The sequence below is a fragment of the Acidobacteriota bacterium genome (genome assembly GCA_028875575.1).
Classification (GTDB): domain Bacteria; phylum Acidobacteriota; class Terriglobia; order Versatilivoradales; family Versatilivoraceae; genus Versatilivorator.
In genome coordinates, this window is record JAPPDF010000062.1 from 1 (window position 1) to 25,891 (window position 25,891).

Sequence of the window (25,891 nt, forward strand, 5' to 3'; positions counted from 1 at the left end):
GGGAGTGAAGCCGGGAGTGCTCCTTCGGTCGGGCTCCGCCCTCCCTGCGGAGCACGCCCGCTCGTTGCCCATCGACCCCCTTGGAGATATGCTTAGCCCTACATAAAGAAGACTGGCCGTGTAAACCATGTATGCGGTTTATTGTGTAAACCATGAATGGATTGCACAAAGCCGAGCCGGATGGCGAAGGCTGATGCGGTGGGGGGCAAGGCTCGGCTCCGGATCGTGCGACAGGGCGGCTCAAACCGGTTGCACCAGGGGTACTTCAAATCAGTCCCGCGACGCCGCCTGGCGTGCCTCACAGATGCCGCTCAATCCCTTGCCACTAAACTGGTTCCACAGGCTGTAGCTGTTTGAGTCGCGGCTTTTGTTTCAAATAACGTTCCTGCGGGCTTCCTCCTCGGATCGATTGCTTTCGCTCCTTTCGGGCTCTCGGATTGACCCCGTGTGAAAAAACTTCACATAATTCACAATTAACTGAATCCGTTCCGATCCTGCCCGCCGAACAACGGTGCCCAACCGCGGGCGCAAATCGGGCGGCGCAGACATCCAGGTCAAGATCCGAAAGTTCGTCGGTCACCTGAACGGCGGCATTCAGTATAATGGCGCGGTAATCAGGCTTGGCTCAGGAAGAGAACGAGAGGCGCCGGAAGCGGGGGCGGGAGCGACGGGACACCTCGGCTTTGCCAGACTTTGGCGGGGCGGCGCTTCCATTGACTGCGCCGCCCATCCTGCCGGCTGGCACAGGGGTTTTCCTGCTAATTCGACAGGTTGAAGTTGGAACAAGAAAGTTGCTGCGGCTCTAACAGGACGAATCGCTGTGCAAGAAGCTGAAGCGAGGTGTCTGCCATGGGATGGATAACGAGGCGGGAGTTGCTGGGCTCCGGTCTTGGCGGCTTCTTGGGCCTGCCATGGTTGTCCTGTCCAAACGCGTGGGCGGAACCGGTCGAACCGACTGACGGAAGGAGGAAACAAGAAATGAACGGAGAAACAAATCCCGATGCGCGTATTGAGCAAACCGGACTCACCGATGCCGAGATCGTTCTGGGTGTATCGGCGGCTTTCTCCGGGCCCTCACGAGGCCTCGGCATTGAGCTCTACCGGGGTGCCAATTCCTATTTCGAGCACGTCAATCGGGCCGGCGGCGTCGCAGGCCGCAAGGTCGTGCTCAAGACCTATGACGACGGCTACCAGCCCAACCCGGCAGTCACCAACACCATGACCCTGGTGTTGGAAGACCAGGTCTTCGCACTGTTCGGCTATGTCGGCACGCCAACCGTCACGCGGGTCCTTCCCATGCTGAAGAAGTTCCAGGAAAGAAAGGCCTTCCTGTTCTTTCCATTCACGGGCGCCCAACCCCAGAGAGAACCTCCCTACGGGGATTTCGCCTTCAATCTCAGGGCCTCCTATCGCCAGGAAACCGCTGGTTTGGTCGACAATTTCGTGTCGATAGGCAACAAGCGCATCGCCGTGTTCTATCAAGCCGATGCTTATGGCCGCAGCGGTTGGGCGGGAGTGCGGCTGGCGATGAGCCGACATGGTTTGGAGATGGTCGGTGAAGCCACCTATCGTCGAGGGGCAATGTTTTCCGGCAGTATGCGCCGCCAGGTGGAGATACTGAAGCAGTCCAACCCAAGCGCCGTCATCTGTATCGGCTCCTACGCCGCCTGTGCGGCATTCTTGCGGGACGCTGTCGACCTCGGGTTGGAAGTCCCCATCGCCAACCTCTCCTTTGTCGGGAGCGAGAACCTGCTGAAGTTGGTTACCGAAGGACGCCAAGACAGCCGGCGCTACACCAGGCTGCTGGTGAATTCGCAGGTCGTGCCCAGCTATGAAGACACTTCAATTCCGGCGGTCGAGCAGTATCGAGAAATGATGGATCGGTACGATCCCCAACCCCCGTCGCACCTGCTCAAGGAAGACTACTCGCCATTCTCGTACAGTTTTGTCAGCCTGGAGGGATTCCTCAACGCCAAGCTGATGGTCGAGATCCTGCGGCGATTGGGGGATCAACCGGATCGGAACAAACTTGAGGATGCCATTTTCACGATCAGTAATTTCGACCTCGGCATTTCGGAGCGCGTTTCCTTCGGCCCCGATCGGCGTCAAGGGCTGCAACAGGTCTACTACACCGTTGTCGAATCGGGTCGCTTCGTCACCCTGACGAACTGGGAGGACAGGTTTGCGTCATGAAAATTCAGAAGCTGTTTCAGAAGACCCTGGTCGGCATCTTCTTCCTGTTTGCGGTGATCAGCCTCTCGACCTCCGCCCTGTGCATTTACACGGTCGATACCCACCTGTCCGCTGAATACGAGAGCAACAGCCGAGGGATCGCAAAGACGATCGCCGATTCAAGCGTCGACATCCTGCTGAACCGCGACTTGTCCGCCCTGCAGTCCCTGATCGACCAGTTCATCGAAATCCAGGGAATCAGCTACATCTACATCACCAGCGAACACGGCGAGTTTCTGGCCCACACGTTCGTTCCGGGAATTCCCACTGAAATTGCCGAGAGCGATCACTCCTCCAGGGCGACCATGGAGCGTCATCTCCCCGGGATGGGGGATTTCGTCGAGGTGAGCAGCCCCATCCTTGCCGGTGTCGCCGGGGCCGTGCACATCGGCATGGATACGGGATTGATCGCGCTGAAGATTCAACGGGCGGTCGGACAACAGGTTTACCTGATCTCCTTCATCTTCATCATCGGCGTCTTTTCCGCCATTTGGTTGGTCAGGCTTGCCGCAAGACCGATCGACTCGGTGATCGCCTATGCCGCCAGACTGGCACGGGAGCGAAACAGGGACAGCTCGGACGAAAAGCTCCTGGCTCGCGACGACGAGGTCGGACAACTCGCTCGCCTGTTTCTCTATTTCTCGACGGTCATGGATTTTGACAAGGCGCGAGGCGCTCCGCCTGACCAGCAGGTCTGATCCAGCACTCGGAGGCAGTGAGTATGACCATTCCGCATGTCGTACTCCCACGCACGGTGATCGTGCTGCTCTGCACGCTGCTGCAGATCTGTTTCGGGACGGTGTATGCCTGGAGCTTCTTCCAGACGCTTCTGGTCCAGGACTACGGCTGGACCTTCACCCATACCGCCATCGCTTTCAGCGTCGTCATTTTCACACTGGGGCTTTCAGCAGCCTGGGCAGGCATGCTGCTGCCCAAGACCGGACCCCGATTTTTGGCGACGGCCGGCAGCCTGATGTTTTCGTCGGGCTATTTCATTGGCGGACTGGCCCTGCATCTGGACAACCTGATCCTGTTCTACCTGGGTTATGGAGTGATCGGGGGGGCAGGGATCGGGCTCGGCTATGTCACTCCGGTCGCAACCACGGCGAAGTGGTTTCCGGACCGCAAGGGGTTGGCAACCGGAATCGTGGTCATGGGTTTCGGCATCGGAGCCTTTCTGCTCAGCAAGGTGCTGGCGCCCGTTCTCATGATGTATTTCACCGGAGGCAATCTGGCGCTCCTCTTCACCTGGCTCGGCGCCATATTCGCCTGCATCCTGATCCCGTCCAGTCTTCTGCTCTCCGACCCACCCGCCCCTGCAGTCCCCACTCCCGCGAGCGCCGGGGCAAGCGGTGTTGTTCCGGAATCGGAATCCATCAGGCAATGCCTGCTCTCGTCCAGGTTCATCGTCATGTGGCTGGTCTTCTTCTTCAACATCTCCGCGGGGATCTCCGTGATCAGCTTCCAGTCTCCGCTGCTGCAGGACGTGTGGGGACTCGCGGATCCTACCATCGAGCCTGCAATGCTGGTTGCCTACGGCGCCACCTTGATCGCCGTCAGTTCGTTGTGCAATGGGGCGGGACGATTGTTCTGGGGGCTGCTGTCGGATCGCATCGGCCGTATCCGGGTGTTCCGCATCATTCTGGCCAGCCAGATGGTAGTCTTCGGCATACTCATGACCGAGCGCAACCCCTGGGTCTTCTCGCTGCTCGTCTGCTACATCCTGCTCTGCTTCGGGGGAGGCTTCGCCACCATGCCTTCCTTCATTCTGGATGTTTTTGGAGCCAAGCGGATGTCGGCCATTTACGGGACCATTTTGACAGCCTGGGCGGCGGCAGGGATCTTCGGGCCGCTCTATGTCGGGCACCTCAAGGATAGGTATCCCGATCGCGCCGTCATCTACTGCTTCCTGATCGGAGTGGTGATTCTCTGCTTCGGATACATATTCTCCTATCTGTTGAACGATGAGCGTATCCGCCTCCGCCGGCCTACCGTGACGGATACATTGCAACAGCTTGGGATCCCGTTGCCCCAGAGGAATTGACGAGTTGTAGCGCCATCTTGCGTGCTCCGACCGACCGCAGCCAGGGATACTCCGCTCCACTCTTCCGATAGACTCCGAGACACTCCCGGTATCGCAATACCGGCGATGGATCCTACGACTTGCCTGGGAGGCGAGAATCGATGCAGCAACCATCCGGTGGGGAAAAATCAAGGATGCGACGGCTGCTGAGCTTCGATTGGGATGCGATTGCGGGCATCCTGGCCGCGGTGGCTGCCATCGTGATGCACTTTTTGCACCTGATCGATCAAGGCGTCCTCCTGATGATCACGGTGGTGTTGCTGGCTCTGCTCTTTCTGCGCGCCTTGCGGCGGGAGCCTGCAAACGAGCGCATGGAGCGCAGTCTGGAACGTACCGAAACGGTTGTCACCGATATTCGGAGTGCGCTGAATCCTCCCGATGCCGTTCTGGTCGGGCCCCGGGAGCTGCTCTCCTGCAGCCAACGGTTTGCCGGGCAGGCCCAGGGAGACATGGTCTGGTTCCATGTGTGCCTGCTGATGTTCAAGCCGCAAGCCCTCTTCGATGCCTTGTTGCGTCCCGCTGTCGAAAACCCGATGGTTCGATCGGTTCAATTCGTGCTGGACCGGAGCCAGCAACCATTGTGGGAGTCGGAGGTCTTGCCCAAACTGCAGGAGTGCCGTGGGTACCGGAAAGTTCGCCCTCCTGCCTGGACCGACATCGATGAAAATGTTTCCTTCATTCTGGCCGAAACCGCGCCTGGGCAAAAGACCGAAGCCCTGCTGAGCTTCTGGGGGGAGCCTTTCATGTCCCGAAGCACCGGAGGGGACATTCCCAGATACATCTTCCACGTTCAGGGGCACTCGGAGCTGGTGGCGCGGCTGGTGGAAGTGGAACGGCGGTATCGCCTCGGTTCCTGAGAGGTGGCCGGGGCGGCCGGCAGCATTGTTGGGGCGTCCCACCGACCGGGGACTACTCTTCGTCGACGGGATCCAGAAAGTGGAGCAGTTTGCGGTTGGAGGGGGAACAACGGAGCTTGACCAGTGCCTTGGCCTCGATCTGGCGAATGCGCTCACGGGTCAGGGACAGGTTCCTGCCAATCTGCTCCAGCGTGTGGGTGACCCCGTTCTCAAGGCCGAAGCGGAGCCGAATGACCTTTTCTTCCTTCGGATTGAGCGTCTTCAGAGCGCTTTCGGCAGCCTCCTTCAAGTCGCGGTTCTTGAGGAGGTCGTCGGGCGAGGCTGCTTTGTCGTCCTTGATCAGATTTCCCAGCACCGAATCCTCGTTCTGACCAACGGGCGTGTCCAGGGAGATGGGCTGACGGGCGATCTTGAAGGCTTGGCGAACCTTGCCCACGGGAATGTTCAGGTGCCCGGCGATTTCTTCTGAGCTCGGCTCCCGTCCATACTCCTGCACCAGGGCTCTGGATGCCCTGATCAGCTTGTTGATGGTCTCGACCATGTGTACGGGGATGCGGATCGTCCGGGCCTGGTCAGCCAGGGCTCGAGTCACCGCTTGCCGAATCCACCAGGTAGCGTAGGTGGAGAACTTGTAGCCGCGCCGGTATTCGAACTTGTCCACTGCCCTCATGAGACCGATGTTGCCCTCCTGAATCAGGTCCAGCATCGGCAGGCCGCGCCCCGAGTATTTCCGTGCGATGGAAGCCACCAGGCGAAGATTGGCTTGAGCCAGGTCCCGCTTGGCCAGAGCCACGGCCTTGCTGTTTCGAGTGAGGACGGCCAGGGTCCGCCGCAGCCCTTCCCGACCGGTCCTTGAAGGATGCTTGCGGTCGGCCGAGGTGGCATCGTTGCCGGGAGCCCGTGATTTGGACCGGTTGGCGGACAGGTCCTCGTAATGCTGCCTGAGACGCCCGATCAGACGAGCGCGCTCGGAGTCGGTCAGTTGCAGGCGCCGAACCGCTTGGGAGACGAGGATAGTGTGACGGGCAAGCCGGTTGCCCAGTCGACGACGTTCTCCGGGTTTGCCCGTGTCGGCCGAGGCCGTCTGGCGCTGCAACCGCTCCCATTCTTCGGCCAACTCTCCAATCCTTCGAATTCGATCCAACGCGTCCCGAAGCCTCGCATCGATCAAGTCACCGTTGGATACCACCACCCGGTTGACGGAACGCTCGCCCCTCTCCAGTTGAGCGCCCAGCCGGAGGATTTCACCGACGACGAAGGGCGACCGGGACAGGGCCTTGGAAATCCTGAGGTTGCCCCGTTCAATGCGCTTGGCCAGGGAGACTTCCCCTTCACGGGTCAACAGCGGAACCGACCGCATCTCCTGATAGTAGAGGCTGACCGGGTCTGTCTCGCTGGCACGGTCCAGAGCGCCGGGTGTCAGATCCAGCCCAGCGGAGTCTTCCCGATCCTGCGTTGCGGTTCCCTCGCCCGTTCCAAGGGCAGCGGAGTCTTCGTCGTTGGCCTGTCCTCCCAGGGAACCCCGCCGTTCCGATTCTTCCCCAAGGAAACGGCTGGTGCCTTCCGGGAGGGATTCCGCGAGATCTTCATCAAGTGCGCCAGGGCGCGGAGCAACCTCGCGCGCATCCGCACTCGGAGTCAGGGTTTGCTCCAACAGCTTGTCTTGGTCGGTACGGGGAATCATGGATCCGGTTGACTCGCTTGCTTGAGAATTAAAGGCGACCCTGAATGGCTGCGGCCTGGATATGAGGTCCAGAGTCCGATTCGACAGGACTCCTCTGAGTCAGCCCGCAGGAGGCAAGACGGCGTCAAGCTCGAAAAGCGCCGCACTCCTGGGACTCCGTGTGAAGTGGCTGGTAAACTGCCTGGAAGGGCTTCTGAATACGAGGGATCGCTCGCGGGACCTCACAGATCGTTAGCGTCGCCTGGTCGATTCACCCTGATGGGCTGATGTCCGGTTACGGTTTGCAGGAGTTTGTTCCAACCTTTAAACAGACAAGTATAGCGCAGCTCGCTGGTTCGGGCAATGACGAATCAGCCCGAATCGGCCCGATCAACCCTTCATGACCGCCAGCGGAACCAGCTTGGCCAGCTTGGTGGCGATTCCTGCTCTTTCCACCACTTCCACTACCTGACTGACATCCTTGTAGGCGTCCGGTTTTTCCTCGACCAGTCCGGATCGCGACTGTGCCCGTACCAGGATCCGTTTGGCCGCCATCTCCTGCAGTAGCTTCTGTGCCGGCGTTTCCCGCTTGGCCTGGCTGCGGCTCTTGGCCCGCCCCGCCCCGTGGCAGGAGGAACCGAACGTTTCAGCCATCGCCCGTCCCGTGCCCACCAGGACATAGGAACAGGTCCCCATGCTTCCGGGCACCAGAACCGGCTGCCCCAGGTCTCTTACTTCCCGGGGCAGAGCCGGATGGCCTTTGGGAAAGGCTCGGGTGGCACCCTTGCGATGAACCAGAACCGCCCTGTTCCTGCCGGCAATCCGGTGATCCTCCTTCTTGGCGATGTTGTGGCAGACGTCATACACGATCTTGAGCTTGTCGCTTCCCAGGATCCGGCCGAAAGCCCGGCGGGTCCAGTAAGTGATCATCTGGCGGTTGGCGAAAGCGAAATTGGCCGCGGCGGCCATGGCCGCCAGATAGTCCCGGCCCTCTCCCGAGTTGATGGGGACGCAGGCCAACTGGCGGTCTATCACCTTGATCCGATGGCGCTTCATGGCCTGCTGCATCAGATCCAGGTAGTCGCTGCACACCTGGTGGCCCAAGCCACGGGATCCGGTGTGTATGAGCACGACCACCTGGTCCCGGTAGAGACCGAAACGACCGGCGAGTTCCGAATCGAACACTTCCTCCACCTTCTGGAGCTCGAGGAAGTGATTGCCCGACCCCAGAGTCCCCAGTTGACGGTGGCCGCGTTGCTTGGCTCGGGAGCTGACTCTGGAGGGGTCGGCGCCGGGCATTCTGCCCAGTTCCTCGATGAAGGCCTCGTCAGCCGCTTCACCGTACCCTTTTCGCACCGCCCACTGGGCTCCGTCTTCCAGCACCGGGTCGAGGTCCCGCGGGGCCAGGTTCAGCAATCCCTGCTTTCCCGTGCCGCAGGGGATGTCGCGAAAGAGTTGATTCAGGAGAGGCTGCAGCTTGGGTTGGACGTCTTCTGTCTGAAAGTCGGAGGCCAACAGGCGGACGCCGCAATTGATGTCGAAGCCTACTCCGCCGGCCGAGACCACCCCTTCGTCGAGGTCGGAGGCTGCCACGCCTCCGATGCAGAAACCGTAGCCCTGGTGGGCGTCGGGCATGGCCAATGAGCGTCTCACCAGCCCCGGGAGGGTGGCCACGTTGGCCACCTGTTCCTTGGTGAGGTCCTTGCCGATTTGCCGAATCAGCGACTCGTTGGCGTAGACCAGCCCCTCGACTCTCATTCCCTGTTTGTAGGACCTGGGAATGAGATAGCGGTAATCGTCCAGTTTCTTCAGCATGGCCCCATTCGCTCAGATCAAGCGGTCGCCGTCCGCCAGCACCGAGTCCTGCCGGTAGTGGCAGCCGCGGCTCTGCCGGTTGTGGTAAGCGGCCCTGGCGACGATCAGGGCGGCCTCGACCGCGTTGCGCAGTCCTATCAGACCGTCGCTCAGCTTGGTGGTTCGGTAAAAGGTCTCGATTTCGTTCCACAGATGACGCAATTCCCGGATGGCCCGGGAGAGGCGGTCTCCGCTGCGAACCAGCCCCACGTAATGCCACATGATGTTCTGAATGGTCTGCATGTCTCCCTGGATGAGCGCCGGGTCGGGATCGGAAACCAGCCCGCTGTCGTCCCAGGGGGGCAGGGCCTCCAGGGGAGGAGGCGGGAGCAGGGAGCCGGAGTCCATGCAGGCTTCCATCTTGTCGGCGGCCCGGCTGCCCCAGACCAGGCCCTCCAGGAGGGAAGTGGAAGCCAGGCGGTTGGCCCCGTGGACGCCGGTGCAACTGGCTTCGCCCACCACGTGAAGGTTGCGGATGTTGGATCGCCCCCAGGAATCCACCAGTACGCCGCCGCAGAAGTAGTGGGCCGCGGGAATCACCGGAATGGGCTCTCTGGTGATGTCGATACCGGCAGCAAGACAGGTGGATCGGATGTTGGGGAACCGTTGCTCGATGGCCGCGGCCGGCATCCGGGAGGCGATGTCCAGCAGCATGTGCGGGTATCCGTGGGTTTCCATCTGGTGGTGAATGGCGCGAGCCACCACGTCGCGCGGGGCAAGGTCTTTCCACTCGGGGGAATAGTCGGCCATGAAGGCCCGGCCCTCGGGGGAAAGCAGGACTCCCCCTTCACCGCGTACGGCCTCGCTGATGAGAAAGCTGTCCCCGCCCGTAGTGGCCAGCGCGGTCGGGTGGAACTGGACGTACTCGGCGTTGACGATGCGGGCCCCCGCCCGGTGGGCCATGGCCAGGCCGTCGCCGCGGGCTCCCACGGGGTTGGTGGTGTTGCGGAAGATTCTGCCCAGGCCGCCTGTGGCCAGGACCGTGAATCGGGCCAGGTGCCGGTGGACGCGTCGCGCCTCGCGATCGAACAGATAGGCGCCGTGGCAGGTGATGGGCTGGTAGGTGGCCAGCGGGTCCCTGGAGTGGTGGGGAAAGGTGATGAGGTCCACGGCCGTGAAGCCGGTGAGAAATCTCACGTTGGGACAGCGACGCAGCGCGGCCATCAACCCTTCGATGATGCTCAGGCCGGTGGAGTCTCCCACGTGGATCACCCGCCGGCGCGAGTGGGCGGCCTCCCGTCCGAAAACCAATTGGCCGGAATCGCCGCGATCGAAGGGAATCCCCGCCTCCTCCACCAGGATTTCCTGAAGCAGCCGCGGACCCTCTTCCGACAGGAGCCTGGCGGCTTGAGGAGAGCTGGCTCCGGCGCCGGCGGCAACAATATCGGAAGCCAGGGTTTCGGGTGCATCGTCGCTGCCACGTCCAACAACCCCTCCCTGGGCCCAGCGGGTGTTGGACTGCTTGGGGTCCTCCTCGCGAGTGACCACGGTCACCTGCCGCCGCGGGTTGCGTGCCAGGCGCAGGGCCGCGGTGGCTCCGGCAATGCCGCTGCCGATGATCAGGACATCGGTGGGACCGGAACTGTGCTCGGCGCCGTTGGGGGAAGCCGACTCGTTCTTGCTGGCTGCGGCCATCGGCAACGGACCTCCGGGGGCACTGGTTCAACAGCCCCGGCTTGTAGTGTCCTGTCTCAGAAAAAGGATGACCATCTCCGATGGAGGTTCCACCGGGAAACGGTCGGTAGGAGAAGCCCGTTGCGCTCCGAAAGATGGCAACCCTTTTTCTGAGACAGAACACAAGCGGATCGAAAAGGGCCGACCCTGAAATCCCTTATTCCGTGGGCGATTCGGGGCAGAGGGTCACCGGGAGGGGTGAGTGTATCGGAACAACGATTGGCCTGTCCAGCCCACTCTCAGGCCATGCCGCCCAGCAGCGCCGAAGCGAGCCAGAAGTAGATGACCAGTCCGGCCACGTCGGCTATCGAGGTAATCAGGGGGCTGCTGGCCACGGCCGGATCGATTCCCAGCCGGCTCAAGAGGAAGGGCAGCACCACACCGATCGTATTGGCGGCCACAACGATGGCCAGCATGGCCAGGCCTACCACGATGGCGATGTCCAATCCCCCTCTTAGCACCCCGAAGAACCAGGCGGTGGCTCCCATGGTGGCTCCCAGAGTTCCCCCAACCGCCAGCTCCTTGAGGACGGTTCGGGGCCATTGTTTTGCCCGGATGTCTCCGGTAGCCAGGGCGCGCACCATCAGGGTGGCCGATTGGGCTCCGGCATTGCCGCCGCTGCCGATGAGCAAGGGAATGAAAAAAGCCAGGGCGATGGCGGCCGACAGGGTTTCTTCGTAGGCGGCAATCACCGACGAGGCGGCCAGGTTCACCAGCACCAGCAGGGCCAGCCAGGGGATTCTCTTGCGGTATAGGGACCAGACCCCCGCTTCTTCATAACTCATTTTCAGGGGTTCGACGGCCGCCGACTTCTGGAAATCCTCGGTCGCTTCCTCCTCGGCCACGTCCATGACGTCGTCGACCGTGACCACCCCCAGCAGGACGCCACCGGAGTCCACCACGGGCGCTGCCACAAGGTCGTACTTGCCCAAGAGGCCGACGGCCTCCTCGCGGTCGCTGTAGGGGGACAGGGTGGCGACCGAACGGTCCATCAGGGCATCGACTCGATCGTGGGGCGCTGCCAGCACGAACTGTTGCAGCTCGATCTCGTCCAGCAGCTTCCAGTGGGGGTCGGTCACATAGACCGTGGCAATGGAGTCGAGCCCCTTGCCGACCTTGCGTATGTGCTGCAAGCTGCGCTCGATGGTCCACTCGGCGCGGACGGCCACGTAATCCGGGGTCATCAGGCGCCCCACGCTCTCTTCCGGGTATCCCAGCAGCTTGCGTGCCTCCACCAGATCCTCGGGGCTCAGCAGGTTCAGCAAGCGCTGGGTGGCCCGTCCGGGCATTTCCTCCAGCAGGTGAGTTCTGTCGTCGGGCTCCAGGTTGGCCAGGAGTTGTCGGGTTTCCTCGTCGGTCAGCTCCTTGACCAGAGCGACTTGCGACTCGGTGCTGAGATGGGCGAAGACATCGGTGGAGACAGCACGGGGAAGGAAGCGAAACAGCAGCACACGGTCCGACTTGTCCATTCCCAGCAGCAGTTCGGCCGTCTCGGGCGCAGGCCAGTCCGACACCCGAACCCGCAGCTCGGGCCAGTTCTTGTTTTCAATCAGTTCCTCGACGGATGGTCCGAGCGGTCGATTCATGGGTAAGCCCTCTGACAGTAGAGTGGAGATGAATGCTGGGTGAAAACAGGTTCAACGGAGGCGACCCGAGATCGCGCGGACAGGAGCCCGCCGGCCCGCTATTATCCTACCAATTGCCGGAAGCGTTCGGCAGCAACTTTGCGAAGGGGAATTTGCCACGGGAACGGGCTCGTTTTCAATGCCCGCTTACCGCTGTGATAGGCTGATAGGGCCTTTCAGCCCGTCCGAACGAAAAGGGGTTTTTCTGCCTCGGCATCTGCCGGGGAAGCAGGGGGCCTGACCTTCGGCGGTGAGGACTGCAAGGATTATTCATTGACCTCTTGCAAGATCCGTAGCGGGCAGGGCATCTTGCCGGCAAACCTGAGGTCGTGCCTTTCTCAATATCGGGTGCGACCCGATGAAAAATGCTGTCTAGCCACAAAAAGCACAACAATCACAATTTGTGTTTTTGCGCCTCTTGTGGCCATTTCCGGCAAACGGTCCGCTGCCGAATTTTGCAAAAGGCTCCATTGACTGCTAAAAAGGTCGCCGCAAGACCGAGGAGTGGTTGAATCATGGATCGTCGAGAATTTCTGGGTGCCGCTGTCGCCGGTGTGGTCGGGGCCGCACAACTGAGTGCGTGCCGGATTGCCATGGAGGATCGCCCTGGTGGCGGGAAGCCGCCCGTGCGGCTTTCGCCGCTTCACCTGGAAGCCGTCAACCGCCGCCGGCGTGTGGCCAAGAACTTTGACGTGCTGCTGATCGATCCCGATACCTATCCAAGTATCGATGCCATCCTGAAGAGCCGCTTCGCCTTCATCGACGATCCGGAGTCCTGCATCGACAGCGTGTGGTGGAACTGGGGGGAGGGTAACGTGGCTGCCTACCCCAGCAAGATCCTGCCGACCTACAATCAGCCCGCTTACCAGCGCTGGATCAGGGAAGGGATTGATATTGTACGGATTTTTCAGGACGAGACCCGTAGGCGAGGGCTGGAAGTCTTCTTCTCCGAACGCATGAACGGCAGCGACAACGACCCTCAGTTCATTCCGGGGCGGGGGACCTTCATCGATGACATGCACAATCAGAATCGGATCCCGCTCAAGCAGCAAAATCCCGATTGGATTATGGTCATGCCCTGGAATCCCAACGGGATTTGGAACTATGCCGTCGAGGGTGTGCGTGACTATGTCTTTCGCAAGATGGAGGAGGTCGCGACGGTCTACGATTTCGACGGAATCGAGCTGGATTTCGCCCGCATGTGCCCGATTTTCCCTCTCGGTCAGGCCTGGGAAAATCATTCCCTGCTGACCGACCTCATTCGTAGAATCCGGATGATGACCCTGGAGGTGGAGCGCCGCCGCGGCCGGGCCTTCCTGTTGGCCGCCCGGGTTCCCGAGAACTTGCTGGGCTGTCATTTCGACGGAATGGATGTCGGCACCTGGATCAAGGAGCAACTGGTGGATATCCTGGCTCTGGGATGCCGAAATTTCGAAGTGGACCTGGTGGCTTTCCGTCAACTGGCCGAGGGATTGCCCACCAAGCTGCTGGGCGTGATCGACGATCACCACTCCTCGGACGGCTACTGCGCTCCCCCCATCGAAGTGCTTCGCGGAGTCTGGTCCAACTGGTACCACCAGGGCGCCGACGGCATTCAGACCTTCAATTTCAAGTACGGCCCCGACCCGGGAGAACTCCATTGGCCCATGCATCAGCAGGCCTTCCGCGAGATGGGTGGGGCCGAGGTCATTCGCCACCTGGACAAGTCCTTCGTGGTGCAACGTCGCGGCGGCGGTCACGGAAAAATTGTGATGCCCAATCCCGAGGACTGGACGACTCCCAGGTTGATGTATAGCAACACCAACATGCTGGAGGCCTTGCCGGCCGCCCTCGACAACAGCGGGCGGGTGGATACCCTGCTGACTCTCAATGTGGGCGACGACATCCCGTCGGAGGCCAACCGTGTCGCCAGTTTGCGCCTCCGCTTGCTGCTGAACGATCCGGCCGCGGCGCGGTTGCCCAAGAGCAGGAAGCATCCCCCCGTCATGGTCAGGGACAGACTGGTCCCCGAGCGGGTGGGCGGACCGGGTCCGGAGCCCCACTGGACCAGCGGCATGGCGCGAGGCATCGAGAAGCGGGTTGAAGTGAGGATCAACAACCTCAACCTGGGAACCGCTCGCGTGGACGCCGGCTGGTTGGAATTCAAAGTGAAGCCGGACCAGCTTGCCCTGGGAAAGAACCTGGTTGGAGTTTGCGTGGCGGACCGTGCGAGTAACCTTACCCAAGAGATCCTGATCGAGAAGCTGGAGCTGACGGTTCGTTACAAGGAGGCCGCATCGGCCTGACCATCGGTGGCTCGTTTGTCCCGGTTTGGCTGCCGAAGCCGGAACTCCCGGCGCCCGACACACGATTCAGAAGATCGTTTGCATCCCATTTCCAACGGGGAGGGTCATTTCATGAAGCGGCACACCCATGTCCTTTTCTGTGCCTGGGCCGTTGTGTCGAGCCTCGGCTCCGGTTCTCCGGCGGTCTTCTCTCATGACCACCGGTCCGCGGTGGCCCTCGCGGTTGTCGGCGGTTTGGAAGGCTCCGGCACGGCAGAGACTTCCGAAGGAGCGGTCAGCGGGCAGGGAGCCATGAAGTTTCGGGTCCTGTATACCTCCAAACGGTTGCCCGAGGAAGCCAGGAAGGTCCTGGCCGCTGCCCACGGGGGCTTCACGGTGGACCGTCGCCCCGGAAGGGGAGAGACCTATTTCGCCCTGGCCGGAGCGGGAATTCTTCAGATCAGCGCCGATCTGAAGACGGTGCGGCTGCTGGAGACGCCGGAGGCGATCAGAGAAGTGAATCTGCACAATGTCACCATCTGGTACGGCCCCGATGGAACAGGCTACTTGACCTTTCCGGCCCACAAGACCGGCGACATTTACACCACCACGCTTGACGGAGCCCTGGTCCACACGCTGCAGTCGCCCACGCCGAAAGACGACTTCGATCATCCCACCGTCAACGACTACTTCCGGGGAAAGGGGAATTTCGCTCCCACCGACGTGGAGCATCTCGACGGAACGCTCTACGTGACGACGGGTTACTCGAGCCTCGACTACGTTCTGACGGCCCGAGTCCTGGGCACCGACCCCTTTCGGGTCACCTGGCACGACCTGGCTTTCGGCGGCAAGGGCAGCGGCCCCGGCCGGTTCGGCACGGGGCACGGCATTACCCTCACTCCCGACAAGCAACAACTGGCGGTTTCGGACCGACCCAACGCCAAAGTGGAGCGCTTCACCCGCTACGGGCACTACCGGTCCACCCTGAAGCTGCCGGTCGGTTCCTTTCCCATCGACATCGACTACGTAGGGAAATACGCGGTGGTGGGTTGCCTGTATGGCCCGGACCGCAGCAAGGGAGCCCCCATCTACATTCTGGAAGGGGACCGGGTGATCTCCACGGTGATGGTCAAGGATGAGCTGGGACTGGAAACCTTCCAGCACATCCACGACGCCGTGGTGCGCCGGATCGACGGCAAGCTCTACATCATCGCCCAGACCTGGAACCCCGGGGACGTCGCCATCCTGGAGCAGGTCACTCCCTGACCGATTCAAAAGGCTATGCGCTGGATTCGGTCGACGGCGTCGAAATGGCTGTCGTTGCTCAGCAGCGGCAGACCGTGCTGGCGGGCCAATGCGGCAATCCAGACGTCATTAGGCGGTATCGGAGCCCCCAGCCGCTTCAATTCCAGTCGAATATCGGCATAGGCATCTGCCGTCGCCGAGGTGATGGTTGCGATTTCCGTCAACGGCAAGAAACGGGAGAGCCAATTCTGATAGCGGAGCCGGTGGCGCGATTGGCGGATGCCGAAGTAGTACTCGCCGAGAACGACGCTGGGGACCACCAACCGCTCAGCCGAGCGTAGCGGCGCTTCGACCCCGGAGTTCCCCTGCGCCCAGGCGGACAAGGCGTTGGTGTCGAGGATCATCGCGGGTCTTTGTAGAGATCTTCAGGGGAGATCCGCTCGAACTCTTCCTCTATTGATTGGAGGACATGACGGTTCTCGTCGGCAAGGTCGGATAGCCTGCCGAATCCGGCCATCCAGGGAGGCTCGACACCTTCGTTCCGGGTCTCGACGGTGCAGCGCCGAAGTCGTTCCTTAAGAGCTTCGGTGAAGAACTCCTTCAAAGTCATGCCGCGGGCGGCGGCGATAGCCTTGGCCTGCCGGAAGGTAGCGTCGGGGAGATCAATGGTCGTCTTCATAGAGCCATATTCCCATATTTACGGTACAGCATCAAGTCCTCTTGTTCGGTGTGAGTGGGCGTCGGGAACGCCCTACGTGGCTTCGGGTAGGTGCGAGCCGTTGTCATCTATCCTGTTTTCGGAAATGCGCTGTAGACTAGGGGACCGAGCCCGATTCACGGTCGAGGAGAGCATGCCGAGCCCGACGTCATGCTTGGGCATCGCAGACAGCGTGTCTGTCGCATTGGCGTTCGTGCCCGGCATCAGCGCCCAACTATCTTCGAGCAGGCAAGTAGGCTCCATCGCGGCTGCGCTCTCCCGGGGCGCCGCCGTCGTCGACGACCCCGTGGGCCAGGAAGGGGTTGTTTGCGGAGATCCGCCTGATGCGGACAAATCCCTGCGTGGTGTCGGGGGGAATAGTTGCCCAGGATGCCGTTGATCTGGTACCAAGCTTCGGCCGCGAGGCGTCTACCGGTCACGGTGTCGACCAACCGGCCCGACTCCCCGTCGTAGATTTCGAGGCTGAACACGCAGTCGCTGTTGTCGATTTCTCCTGAATGACCAAGGCCAGGTTGCTCCGGCTTGACCAACCCGTGAGACTTGCGCAGGATCTCCCCGTCGTAGACGGTGAATTCCACATTGCGGTCGGCTTCGGGGTCGAGCTGCTTTTCCATTCTGACCCTCCGCGGAAACTCCCAAATGATCCTCGCCGCAACCTCACCGGAATCCATATGGTTCAGTGTGCCGGCCCACTCGATTCGCTCCTTGCCCGGGCCCAACAAACGATCTCCCATCACCTCGACAGCCCGAGACAGTCCGAGGGAACGTTATGAAACCCCAGATAGCGTAAGCACTGAGGTCCCCCTGTCCATACATCTCCACTGGTCCCCCGACGATCCACAGTCCCATGCAAAGAAACAGCACTGGCTTCTGGACCATCGTCACCACCTTAGGCTGGATTCTATTCCCTCGCCGGGATATAGGCCCCGTCGTCGCTCCTCTGCCTTGGAACTCCGCCGTCGTTAACTACCCCGTAGGCCAGGAAGGGATTATTACCGGAGACCTTGCGAATCCGAACGTAGCCCTGCGTGGTTCCTGGAGCATAATTGCGCAGGATGCCGTTGATCTGATGCCATTGCCTGGCCGCGACCGTCGTGTCGGCGTTGCTGACGGTCGTTACCAGCTGGCTGGTCTCCCCGTCGTATATCTCCAGGCTGAAGACGCTTTCGCTGTTATCGACCTCTCCGGTGTTGACCAAGGCCAAGTTGCTGCGATTCTCCTCATTCTGCTGCAATCCGTCCACCCAGGCGCTGTCGGTGAACGCCCCGCCTTGGGGCACGGCGGTGTAGAAGACGCTGTACTGGCCCTTGCTGGGGTCGTTCGAATCTGCCGGCGATCCCGTGCGGGCTCCGATCACGATTCCGCTCATGTCTCCGTCATCGGCCGTGGCAAACAAGGGCACGGCCAGACCTCTCGGCAGGTCGATGTCAAACTGTTGGCGGGCCGTGTCCATCAGATTGGGAATGATGTATTGCTGACCCGGAAGAAGCGTCAGGCCAAAGGTGATTGTGCCATCCGCCGTCTCGATGGCATCGTCGGTGGCACTGAATCTCAGGGACTTTGGGTGATCCGAAAAGTTGGTTACCGTCAACTCGCTGATGAAGGGCCCCACCTCTATCACTACCGGCAGGGTCTGTCCCATGGCGCCCGCCAGGGAACTCTCACTGACTGGAAAGATGAACGAACCGTCGGAGTTGGCCTGGTCGTTTATGACCCCGTAGGCGTAGAATGGTGCCTCCCCCTTCACCCGTTCCACTCTAACGTAGCCACCGAACGTGGCATCGCCCTTATCAGCCAGCACTGCGTTGAACTGGTGAAACTCTCCGGGCCCCAATGTCTGGTCCTCCAGCACCCGGCCACTCCTGTCGGCCGCATTCCCGGAAAACACCGTGGTCCTCAAAGTGATCTCGCCCTCGGCACCCATATTCTGGATGGCCGCGTTGGAGCGGTCCTGCCGGTTCTGCCGCAGACAGCACAGATAGACCGCTTCGTCCTGGAATCCCTCGTGTCCGGGTATACCCAGATATGCAAGTCCTGCCCGTCCTTCCGGCACCTCCGTGGTCGTCCGCACCACGGCGGACACTTCGGATGAACCCGTCACACCCACTCTCACCGTCCCGACCTGACTGCCTCGTTCGGGAATAGGAATTTCCAGTTCCCTCAGATAGGCAATGGCGTCGGGTGCGATCTTCTGCTGCAGGGGTCCGAGCATGTCGGTGGCGGAGTAACTCCTGTCTCCAGGATGGGTCGTGTAGGTGTAATTGAGGATCGCTGGTTCAGGTCCCCGGTTGGTCAGCGTCAACTCTGAAGTGAAATAGGAGTTGTTACGCCCGGCCGAGGTCAGAATGACTGGAATGAAGATGTCCTCCGCCGCGTCGGGATCGCTCCCTCCCGATCCGGAGTCGGTGATGGTCACCGTGTGTGTGGCTTCCTCGAGGGGACGGTCCGTGAAAGTTTCAGTCTTGAGGTAGGGAGCGTCGGAACCGCTGCCGTCGGATCGGCGCAGCCCGATTTCAGAAAGGTCGCCTAAAGTCAGCGCAATCGTCTTGCCTTGGCTGGATTTGTTTTCCGACAGCGAGAAGACGATTTCCTTGTGCGTCTCGCCGGCCAGAAACTGCAGTCCCTCGGATGGGGAGGGCGAAAGGTCCTTGTAATCGTCGGCCGCGGCGCTGCCGGCTACGTGGTAGGGGACACGCAAGGCCACTGGCAAGGGCCGGCTCAAGACCGCCGTTACTCTGACGGCGCTTCCTTGGGAGACTTGCTGTGAGGTCGAAGCGAAATGTAGCGAAGCCTTCAACCCTGTGTCTAGAGTAAGTTCCCCCTGCAAGGTTTGCGCGTATCGAGGAGACGCGTAAGGACCACCCAAGGTATCGAGCACGTCGTCGAAAACTCCCGGGGGCAATTTACTCAGGAGGTAGTTGGCCTCCAATCCCAGATGAGCCAGTTCGTCCAGTCCGCCGAATACGTTTGCGGTTAAAGCAGTTAGAGAGTTGTGACCCAGTGTAATCAGTTGGAGGTTACTCAGGCCGCCGAAGACTTCCTCTGGCAGGGTGCTGATCTTATTGTCGGATAGGTACAACCATGTCAGGGAATCGAGCCCGTTAAGGATACCTGCAGGCAAGGAAGTCAGCTCATTCGAGTTCAAGCTGAGATTTCGCAGGGAAGCGAGTTCGCGGAAAATTTCCTCGGGCAAATCGGCTAGCTGATTGGCGTGCAAGTGGAGGAGTCTCAGAGAACTCAATCCATTGAAGGCCTTCTCAGTCAAGGCGGTCAGTTGATTGTCACTCAGGTACAGCCATTGCAGGGAGGTGAGCCCGCGAAAGATACCCTCGGGCAGGTTGGTCAGAGCATTGTTGCTCAACGTCAACAATGTCACGTTGCTGAGTGTGTCGAAGCCTGCCTCGGGCAAAGCGGTCAGTTGATTGGAATGCAGGCGGAGAGATTGCAGGGAACTCAGTCCGTCAAAGATGCCTGCGGCAAGACCTGTCAGTTGATTATGACTGAGGGACAGGCTTTGCAGGGAACTCAGTCCGCCAAACACTCCCAAGGGTAAGGTAGACAGTTGATTGTCGCCGACGGTTAGATTTGAAAGGGAACTCAGTCCACGAAAAATATCGGTAGGTAAGGTGCTTAGCTGATTGGAGTTAAGGTAGAGAATTTGCAGGGAACTCAGCCCATCAAAGACTCCTGCGGGCAGGTTGGTCAGGTCGTTGTGCTGCAAGTCGATCCTGGTAACCCTCTCCAGCCCGCGAAAGACTCCCTTGGGCAAGGTGGTCAAGTGATTGGAGTGCAGTTGAAGGTGTATTAGATTACTCAGCCAGTCGAAGTCACCCTCCCGAAGCGTCGTAATGCCTGACGATCCCAACTCCAAACGCCCAATGCGGTTGTTGGCCATGGATCTCCTGGTGACTTGCTCGCACATCGATGCCCCGGTGAGTTCCATTAGCTCGTCCCGAACCTGGGGCGTGCGATCGCAGATGTTGGTGTCCAGGATGGGAGAAGTGACATTTATGAAATGGGAACTGTCGGAGGAAACGGCAAGAAAGCTGCCTGCATGCAGGTGAGGGGCATCAGGGCCCGTGCCGTCGGATCGTCGAAACCCGACCTGGGAACGCCCGCCCAGGATCAGAGTCATGTCCTTATCCTGTGCGGCGTCGGTCTCCACGAACGTCACGCTGATTTCCTTGCTTGTTTCTCCAGCTAAAAACAGCAGTCCGTCGGAAGGGGCCGGTGAAAGATCCTTGTAGTCGTCAGACGTGACGCTGCCGCTGATGGCAAAGGGGACTCGGACGGCCATCGGCAAGACCCGGCTCAGGGTGGCCTCTGCCTTGACGGTGTCTCCTTGTGAGGCAGTCTGCCATGTTGCAGCAAAGGCGAGCCAAGACGTGAAGCCCAGGTCCAACCTTCCTTCGCGAGGTGATGACCCCCCAAATGAAGTGTATGGCCCCCCCAACGTGTCGAGCACCTCGTCGAGCATCCCGGGAGGCCATTCGCCGTCTCCCAGAACCAGGGTCACCAGACTGTTCAGGCCGTTGAAGATACCCCTTGGCAAGGTCGTGAGATTGTTGTCAGACAACCATAGCACTTCAAGCTTGCCCAATTCGCGAAAGACCCCCTCCGGCAAGTGGGTCAGCCGATTCTCGTTGAGGTACAGCTCTTCAAGGGAACTCAGCCCTCTAAAGGTTCCGTTGGGTAAGGTGTTCAGTTGATTGAGGAACAAGGTGAGATGCTGCACGGAACCCAGTCCGTCAAAGATGCCTGCGGACAAGGTAGCCAGGCGATTTTGACTCAGTTGCAGCGATATGAGATTGCTCAGCCCGGCGAAAATCTCCTCGGGAAGACTGCCAAGCTGATTTCCGGACAAGTAGATCCCTTGCAGCGAATCCAGTCCGCGGAACACTTCTGCCGGCAATGAGCTCAGGGTGTTGTAGCTTAGATTTGCGTGTTCCAGAGAGCCGAGCCCCCGAAAGACTCTTTCAGGCAATGAGCTCAGGTTGTTTTGGTATATGTTGAGCATTTGAAGGGAGTTGAGGCCGTTAAAGATGTTCTCGGGCAATGAATCGAGTTTATTCCTGTCCAGGTGAAGCTCTTGCAGGGAATTGAGACCGTCGAAGATCTCCGGGGGCAGGCTGCTGAGCTGATTGACGGACATGTAGAGTCCTTGCAGCGAGTCCAGTCCGCGGAACACTTCTGCCGGCAATGAGTTCAGGATGTTTTGACCTAGAATAAGGAGTTGTAGAGAGCTGAGGCCGCGAAAGATGTCCTTGGGCAATGTGCTCAGCCTATTTGCACGCAGGCTCAGCTCTTCCAGGGAAATTAGCCCACTAAAGTCCCCGTCTTGCAGCATGGTGGCACCAGATCCTCGGAGAGAGAGAACTGTCACATCGGCCAAATGTCTCGTGGTGACTTCTGCGCAACCTGATACCCCGGTGGCATGGACCAAACGGTCCCGAACCTGCGGCGTGCGATCGCAAACCCCTTGCGCAGCTGCACTGGCCAGCGGAACAAGCAAAGTGGCTGCGATTCCGACAATTCTGCGAGAAATTCCGTGAAACAAAGTGTTCGATGTCGGAGGGAACACCATCGCCTTTCGGTTGTTCGAGCGTCTATCGCGCAGGGGAGCATGTTCGTGCATGTGTCCTCGATCCCATGGGGGTACCAAAGCCATTCTGGAGAGCGGATTTACCGTGGGTGGCAATTCGCACTGGGGAACCCTGTGTGGCAGGGCGCTCTTGGAGTGTATGTTGGGTTCCCGAGACTGATCCTGTCCGTGGAGGCTCCGTTCCGGAAGTCTGACTCCCTTCGACTCGGGACTACCGCGGGATGCCGCCGCTGGAAGTCGCGGAATCGCCGTCAACAGCAACTTGCGCCAGGCTGCGGGCATAGCCGTCAGACCCTAGCCGAGTGGTGCTATACGGCGCCGCCATCACCCTTCAGGCCTGTTGAGGCGGTTTACCCGGCGACCGAGATGAAGCGGGTTAGTGTACTACATTGTGAATGGAGACAGTTGAGGCTGAGGTCGGAATCTTGGGAAGGCTGGATACTGGCGAGCGTCCGGAATGGACTATCCGGAAGAGTATCCAAATGATCTATCGACCCATTAAAACAATGCGGGGTGCCAAGAGAATCCGTGGAATCGCGATCTGGATTGCCGCTGTGAATTCCGCCCTGAGCTTTTTCCCGGACTTCCATGCCGCCCAGGGCAGCCTGCCCAATCTCAGACCGCACCAGCCACGGGATTGGTCGGTCAGGATCGTGGTCTCCAATGGGAAGGACACTCACAGCGACAGCTCGCCACTGAGGGACACCGATGATCTGTTCGTTGACTTTGCCGTGCTCAACGCCGGAGCTGCTTCGGTGACCGAGACCTTTCGTATGGAGCTCTTTGTCAACGGACGGCTGGCTCGGACATTTGAAAATGAAAGGTCTTCTGATTCCCCCCTTATGAGTAACTATTTCGTATCGTGGTCCGACTATTGGATCGGACGATTGAGCGCCGGCACACACACCCTCAAGATCGTTGTCGATACCGAAGACTCGGTTGCGGAGAGCAACGAACGGGACAACGAGTACAGCAGAACCATTACGGTCCGGCAAGGTTCAATTTCCGGTTGCTTTCCCGTCACAACCGAGGTAGTCCCGCAGGGGGCAGGTACCATCACCCCGAGCCGGACGTCGACTTGCACCGCCACAACCAACAGGCTCAGCAGCCTCACCTTGGGCGAGGCTGCTTTCACACCGCCTTCGGACGAGCCCGTCGTAGCAGTCAAACCCACCGCAAGCGCTCAAAGGGTCAGGGCCTTGGCGGCGTTGACCGCCAAGGCTCAGGCTGAGGGCCGGGTGAGAGTCATCGTCGGGTTGCGAGCTGAAGGAGGCTCCGAAGCCTCGGCGGCAAGCAACTTCAAGGACGCAGAGGCGCGGGCGGACATGGTGAGCCGGGTCGACCGAGCCCAGCAGGCCCTCTTGGTCCGAATGAGCGGCTACAGCCTCTCGTCCGTCAAGAAGTTCAAGTACATACCCTACCTGGCCATGGAAGTGGATGCGGGCGCACTGGAGGCTCTGGCCTCGGATCCGGAGGTGGTCAGCATCGAAGAGGACAAGCTGCTTAAGCCGAAGCTGGAGGAAAGCGTTCCCCTGGTGGGAGCGCCTCGGGCCTGGAGCCAGGGATTCAGCGGCTCGGGCCAGACCATCGCCATCCTGGATACCGGGGTGGACAGGGACCATCGCTTTCTGGCGGGGAAGGTCGTGTCGGAGGCCTGCTACTCGGGCTCGGGTGATGGAGACTCACTCTGTCCTGGAGGCGTTTCCCAGTCCACCCGTCCGGGCTCTGGTATGCCCTGTTCGGACCCCGAGTTGCCCGGCTGCTTTCATGGGACGCACGTTGCCGGGATCGCCGCGGGTAGAGGGCCGGATTTCTCAGGCGTGGCCAGAGACGCCAAGCTCATCTCGATACAGGTTTTCTCGAAGTACGGGGCTGACGATTGCCGGGAAGAAGAAGAGGAAGAAGAGGAAGAAGAGGAATCGGCCGAACCCTGCTTGAGATCGAGCTGGACCGATCAGATCTCCGGCTTGGAACGAATCCTCGAATTGAGTGACCGTTTCGATGTTGCGGCTGTCAACCTGAGCTTAGGCACCGTGGACACCTTTCCCGCTGTTTGCGACGATTTTGCTCCAGCCTATAAAGCAATTGTCGATAAGCTACGCGCCGTCGATATTGTCGCTATCTCATCTTCCGGAAACGAAGAATCCTCCACGGGTATCAATTCCCCTGCCTGCATCTCCAATGTTGTGAGCGCTGGATCGACCGACGATGGCAGTCCCGGTCGCGACGGCTCGGAGACAAAACGGGACGAGGTCTCCGACTTCTCCAACAGTTCCGCGGAGCTGGATTTGCTGGCGCCGGGCCGGTGGATCACATCGTCGTATCCTGAAAACTACTTCGCCACGGCGTTAGGAACGTCTCTAGCGGCTCCCCACGTCGCCGGAGCCTGGGCCGTGCTCAAGTCCAAGGCGCCCAATGCCTCGGTGGAGGAGGTGCTCTCCGCCCTGAAGAGCACGGGCGTATCGATCACCGACTCGCGAAACAACATCACAAGACCCCGCATCCAGGTCGATGCAGCCGCGGGCGTCCTGGAGTCCCAGCCGCGGTTCACCTATACTTCCGGGACGAGTCTGACTTTAACGGCGAGTCCCAACTCGGGCTTTGGGTTCGAAAGCTGGCGGGGGTGCGATTCCGTGTCCGGCAACCGCTGCACCGTCCGGGTAAGCTCCGCACGAAACGTGACCGCCCTCTTTGAGTCGGTTGCAATCCAGGAGCCGCTCCAGGTTCCCTACCAGCTCACCGCCACGCCCTTGGGACCCAATCGCATCCGTCTCAACTGGAGGGACGACAACGGCGTGATCGCGAGTGGGTTTCGCATCGATAGGCAAGACCAGGGCGGGAGCTGGGAGTTGCTGGTATGGCTCTCGAGGACCCGCAGGGAGTTCGTGGACGGCAGCGTGGAGCCGGAGCGTTCCTACGGTTATCGGATGTATGCCTATGATCGGGATGGGGAGGTTTCTGACTGGTCGAGGACGGCCTCAGCCACGACGCCTCCGATTCCCGTGGATGAGGGGCTCATTCCCCTCATGTCCCGCCGCTGGGTGATTCCCACCACCGCCAACGTTCCCGGCAGGTTCGGGGGCATATTCAAGACCAACCTCACCCTGGCGAACCTCGGCGAGGACGACATCGAGATCACAGCCAGGCTCTACGGATCACGGGGCCTGGTGAAGGAGGAAACGATCTCGCTCAAAGCCGTTACCTATCACTCCTGGAACGATTTTCTGGATTCCCTCTTCGAATACCGTGGGGCGGGAGCGGTCGAGTTCACGGCCGAGAAGCCCTTTCAGGTCGCTTCGGTCGAGGTCTTCATCGAAACTTCCAGCGGCAGGAACACCACCGTTGTTCTCAACCAGCCCACCCCGCCGCTTATCTATACCGGATCGGCCATAAGCCTGGGTGTCAACGTGAACGACGACAAGCGGACCAACATCGGGGTGTTCAACAGTTCGAGCCGGAGCCAGACTGTAACTGCCCGAGTCCATTCCAAGGAGAGAGGCGCCGACCCCGTGCAGGTCATCAGGTTCCGTCTTCCGGCCAAGGGCTATTCTCAGATGTCCGTCTCGGCCCGGGTGGAGGATGGTTTCATCAGTTGGTCAATCCCCCGAGAAGCCTACTTGTACGTGGTGAGCGTGGACAACAACTCCAACGACGGCACCCTCACCTTTCCGATCCCACTGGAATAACAGGCACTGGAAGGCTGGCTGAAGACCGGCCGAGTCCCAGATTAGCCGCCCCCGTCCCCGACGACGGGCCGGATCACACAGGGAGAAACAGGGGCCTCTAACGAACCTCGGAGTCTGGCCCCCCCCACCGGCTCGACTGCGGGCGGAGCCCTTGTCTCACCGACTCCCCCTCAAGGGGGGAGTGATAGAGTTCTACCGGAAGCCTTGTGCTGGCCTCAAGTGTGCAATCCATTCATGGTTTACACAATAAACCGCATACATGGTTTACACGGCCAGTCTTCTTTATGTGTGGCTAAGCATATCTCCCAGAGGGTGGATGGGCAACGAGCGGGAGTGCTCCGCAGGGAGGGCGGAGCCCGACCGAAGGAGCACTCCCGGCTTCACTCCC

The 25,891-nt window shown here is 60.3% G+C and carries 15 protein-coding genes; 7 read left to right on the top strand and 8 right to left on the bottom strand.

Translation table 11 applies throughout. The features are described 5' to 3' along the window. Positions 1-978: 978 nt before the first annotated feature. The 4 genes from OXI69_09490 (at position 979) to OXI69_09505 (ending at position 5,172) form a co-directional block, all read left to right on the top strand. Entirely contained in the window at positions 979-2,193 is a 1,215-nt protein-coding gene (locus OXI69_09490) for an ABC transporter substrate-binding protein (GenBank protein ID MDE2666373.1), read from the top strand. Further along, complete coding sequence (locus tag OXI69_09495; protein MDE2666374.1) at positions 2,190-2,930, top strand: hypothetical protein; 741 nt, start codon at positions 2,190-2,192, stop codon at positions 2,928-2,930. The genes OXI69_09490 and OXI69_09495 overlap by 4 nt, the downstream gene beginning before the upstream one ends. Before the next feature lie 23 nt (positions 2,931-2,953). Continuing rightward, a complete protein-coding gene (locus OXI69_09500) occupies positions 2,954-4,276 on the top strand; it encodes an OFA family MFS transporter (GenBank protein ID MDE2666375.1) in 1,323 nt (440 codons plus the stop codon). Positions 4,277-4,449: 173 nt separating this feature from the next. Further along, positions 4,450-5,172: a hypothetical protein gene (locus OXI69_09505; protein MDE2666376.1), complete on the top strand. Its 723-nt coding sequence runs from the start codon at positions 4,450-4,452 to the stop codon at positions 5,170-5,172. A 52-nt stretch (positions 5,173-5,224) separates the two neighbouring features. On the opposite strand, the gene OXI69_09510 is transcribed toward OXI69_09505, so the two are convergent. The 4 genes from OXI69_09510 to mgtE form a co-directional block, all read right to left on the bottom strand. Beyond that, positions 5,225-6,856: a sigma-70 family RNA polymerase sigma factor gene (locus OXI69_09510; GenBank protein MDE2666377.1), complete on the bottom strand. Its 1,632-nt coding sequence runs from the start codon at positions 6,854-6,856 to the stop codon at positions 5,225-5,227. Positions 6,857-7,225: 369 nt separating this feature from the next. Then, the gene (locus tag OXI69_09515) at positions 7,226-8,650 is read right to left on the bottom strand and encodes an RtcB family protein (protein ID MDE2666378.1); all 1,425 of its coding nucleotides are present in this window, start codon (positions 8,648-8,650) and stop codon (positions 7,226-7,228) included. A 12-nt stretch (positions 8,651-8,662) separates the two neighbouring features. Then, positions 8,663-10,324, bottom strand: a complete 1,662-nt coding sequence (locus OXI69_09520; GenBank protein MDE2666379.1) for an FAD-dependent oxidoreductase — start codon at positions 10,322-10,324, stop codon at positions 8,663-8,665. Between the two features lie 278 nt (positions 10,325-10,602). Next, positions 10,603-11,949 carry a magnesium transporter gene (mgtE, locus tag OXI69_09525; GenBank protein MDE2666380.1) on the bottom strand — a complete coding sequence of 449 codons (1,347 nt, stop codon included), beginning with the start codon at positions 11,947-11,949 and terminating at the stop codon, positions 10,603-10,605. Between the two features lie 554 nt (positions 11,950-12,503). On the opposite strand from mgtE, the gene OXI69_09530 reads away from it, so the two are divergent. Next, positions 12,504-14,273 carry a hypothetical protein gene (locus OXI69_09530; GenBank protein ID MDE2666381.1) on the top strand — a complete coding sequence of 590 codons (1,770 nt, stop codon included), beginning with the start codon at positions 12,504-12,506 and terminating at the stop codon, positions 14,271-14,273. Between the two features lie 111 nt (positions 14,274-14,384). Continuing rightward, positions 14,385-15,518, top strand: a complete 1,134-nt coding sequence (locus OXI69_09535; protein MDE2666382.1) for a hypothetical protein — start codon at positions 14,385-14,387, stop codon at positions 15,516-15,518. Positions 15,519-15,523: 5 nt separating this feature from the next. Here the strand turns inward: OXI69_09535 and OXI69_09540 are convergent, their stop codons facing one another. From OXI69_09540 to OXI69_09555, 4 genes are all read right to left on the bottom strand, one after another. Then, entirely contained in the window at positions 15,524-15,901 is a 378-nt protein-coding gene (locus OXI69_09540; GenBank protein ID MDE2666383.1) for a type II toxin-antitoxin system VapC family toxin, read from the bottom strand. Next, on the bottom strand, positions 15,898-16,176 hold the full coding sequence (locus tag OXI69_09545; protein ID MDE2666384.1) for a hypothetical protein: 279 nt from the start codon (positions 16,174-16,176) through the stop codon (positions 15,898-15,900). Before OXI69_09545 ends, OXI69_09540 begins: the two co-directional genes overlap by 4 nt. Positions 16,177-16,418: 242 nt before the next feature. Beyond that, positions 16,419-16,829: a hypothetical protein gene (locus OXI69_09550; GenBank protein MDE2666385.1), complete on the bottom strand. Its 411-nt coding sequence runs from the start codon at positions 16,827-16,829 to the stop codon at positions 16,419-16,421. Positions 16,830-17,116: 287 nt separating this feature from the next. After that, on the bottom strand, positions 17,117-21,799 hold the full coding sequence (locus OXI69_09555; GenBank protein MDE2666386.1) for a leucine-rich repeat protein: 4,683 nt from the start codon (positions 21,797-21,799) through the stop codon (positions 17,117-17,119). 572 nt (positions 21,800-22,371) lie between these two features. Between OXI69_09555 and OXI69_09560 the strand changes: the two genes are divergently transcribed. Continuing rightward, positions 22,372-25,503, top strand: a complete 3,132-nt coding sequence (locus OXI69_09560) for a S8 family serine peptidase (GenBank protein ID MDE2666387.1) — start codon at positions 22,372-22,374, stop codon at positions 25,501-25,503. Positions 25,504-25,891 lie beyond the last annotated feature (388 nt).

Coding starts and splice junctions, on each gene's coding strand:
- OXI69_09510 (MDE2666377.1), bottom strand. CDS start 6,856: ATGATTCCCCGTACCGACCAAGACAAGCTGTTGGAGCAAACCCTGACT.
- OXI69_09520 (MDE2666379.1), bottom strand. CDS start 10,324: ATGGCCGCAGCCAGCAAGAACGAGTCGGCTTCCCCCAACGGCGCCGAG.
- OXI69_09490 (MDE2666373.1), top strand. CDS start 979: ATGAACGGAGAAACAAATCCCGATGCGCGTATTGAGCAAACCGGACTC.
- OXI69_09515 (MDE2666378.1), bottom strand. CDS start 8,650: ATGCTGAAGAAACTGGACGATTACCGCTATCTCATTCCCAGGTCCTAC.
- OXI69_09500 (MDE2666375.1), top strand. CDS start 2,954: ATGACCATTCCGCATGTCGTACTCCCACGCACGGTGATCGTGCTGCTC.
- OXI69_09545 (MDE2666384.1), bottom strand. CDS start 16,176: ATGAAGACGACCATTGATCTCCCCGACGCTACCTTCCGGCAGGCCAAG.
- mgtE (MDE2666380.1), bottom strand. CDS start 11,949: ATGAATCGACCGCTCGGACCATCCGTCGAGGAACTGATTGAAAACAAG.
- OXI69_09550 (MDE2666385.1), bottom strand. CDS start 16,829: ATGGAAAAGCAGCTCGACCCCGAAGCCGACCGCAATGTGGAATTCACC.
- OXI69_09505 (MDE2666376.1), top strand. CDS start 4,450: ATGCGACGGCTGCTGAGCTTCGATTGGGATGCGATTGCGGGCATCCTG.
- OXI69_09530 (MDE2666381.1), top strand. CDS start 12,504: ATGGATCGTCGAGAATTTCTGGGTGCCGCTGTCGCCGGTGTGGTCGGG.
- OXI69_09535 (MDE2666382.1), top strand. CDS start 14,385: ATGAAGCGGCACACCCATGTCCTTTTCTGTGCCTGGGCCGTTGTGTCG.
- OXI69_09540 (MDE2666383.1), bottom strand. CDS start 15,901: ATGATCCTCGACACCAACGCCTTGTCCGCCTGGGCGCAGGGGAACTCC.
- OXI69_09495 (MDE2666374.1), top strand. CDS start 2,190: ATGAAAATTCAGAAGCTGTTTCAGAAGACCCTGGTCGGCATCTTCTTC.
- OXI69_09555 (MDE2666386.1), bottom strand. CDS start 21,799: ATGGTGTTCCCTCCGACATCGAACACTTTGTTTCACGGAATTTCTCGC.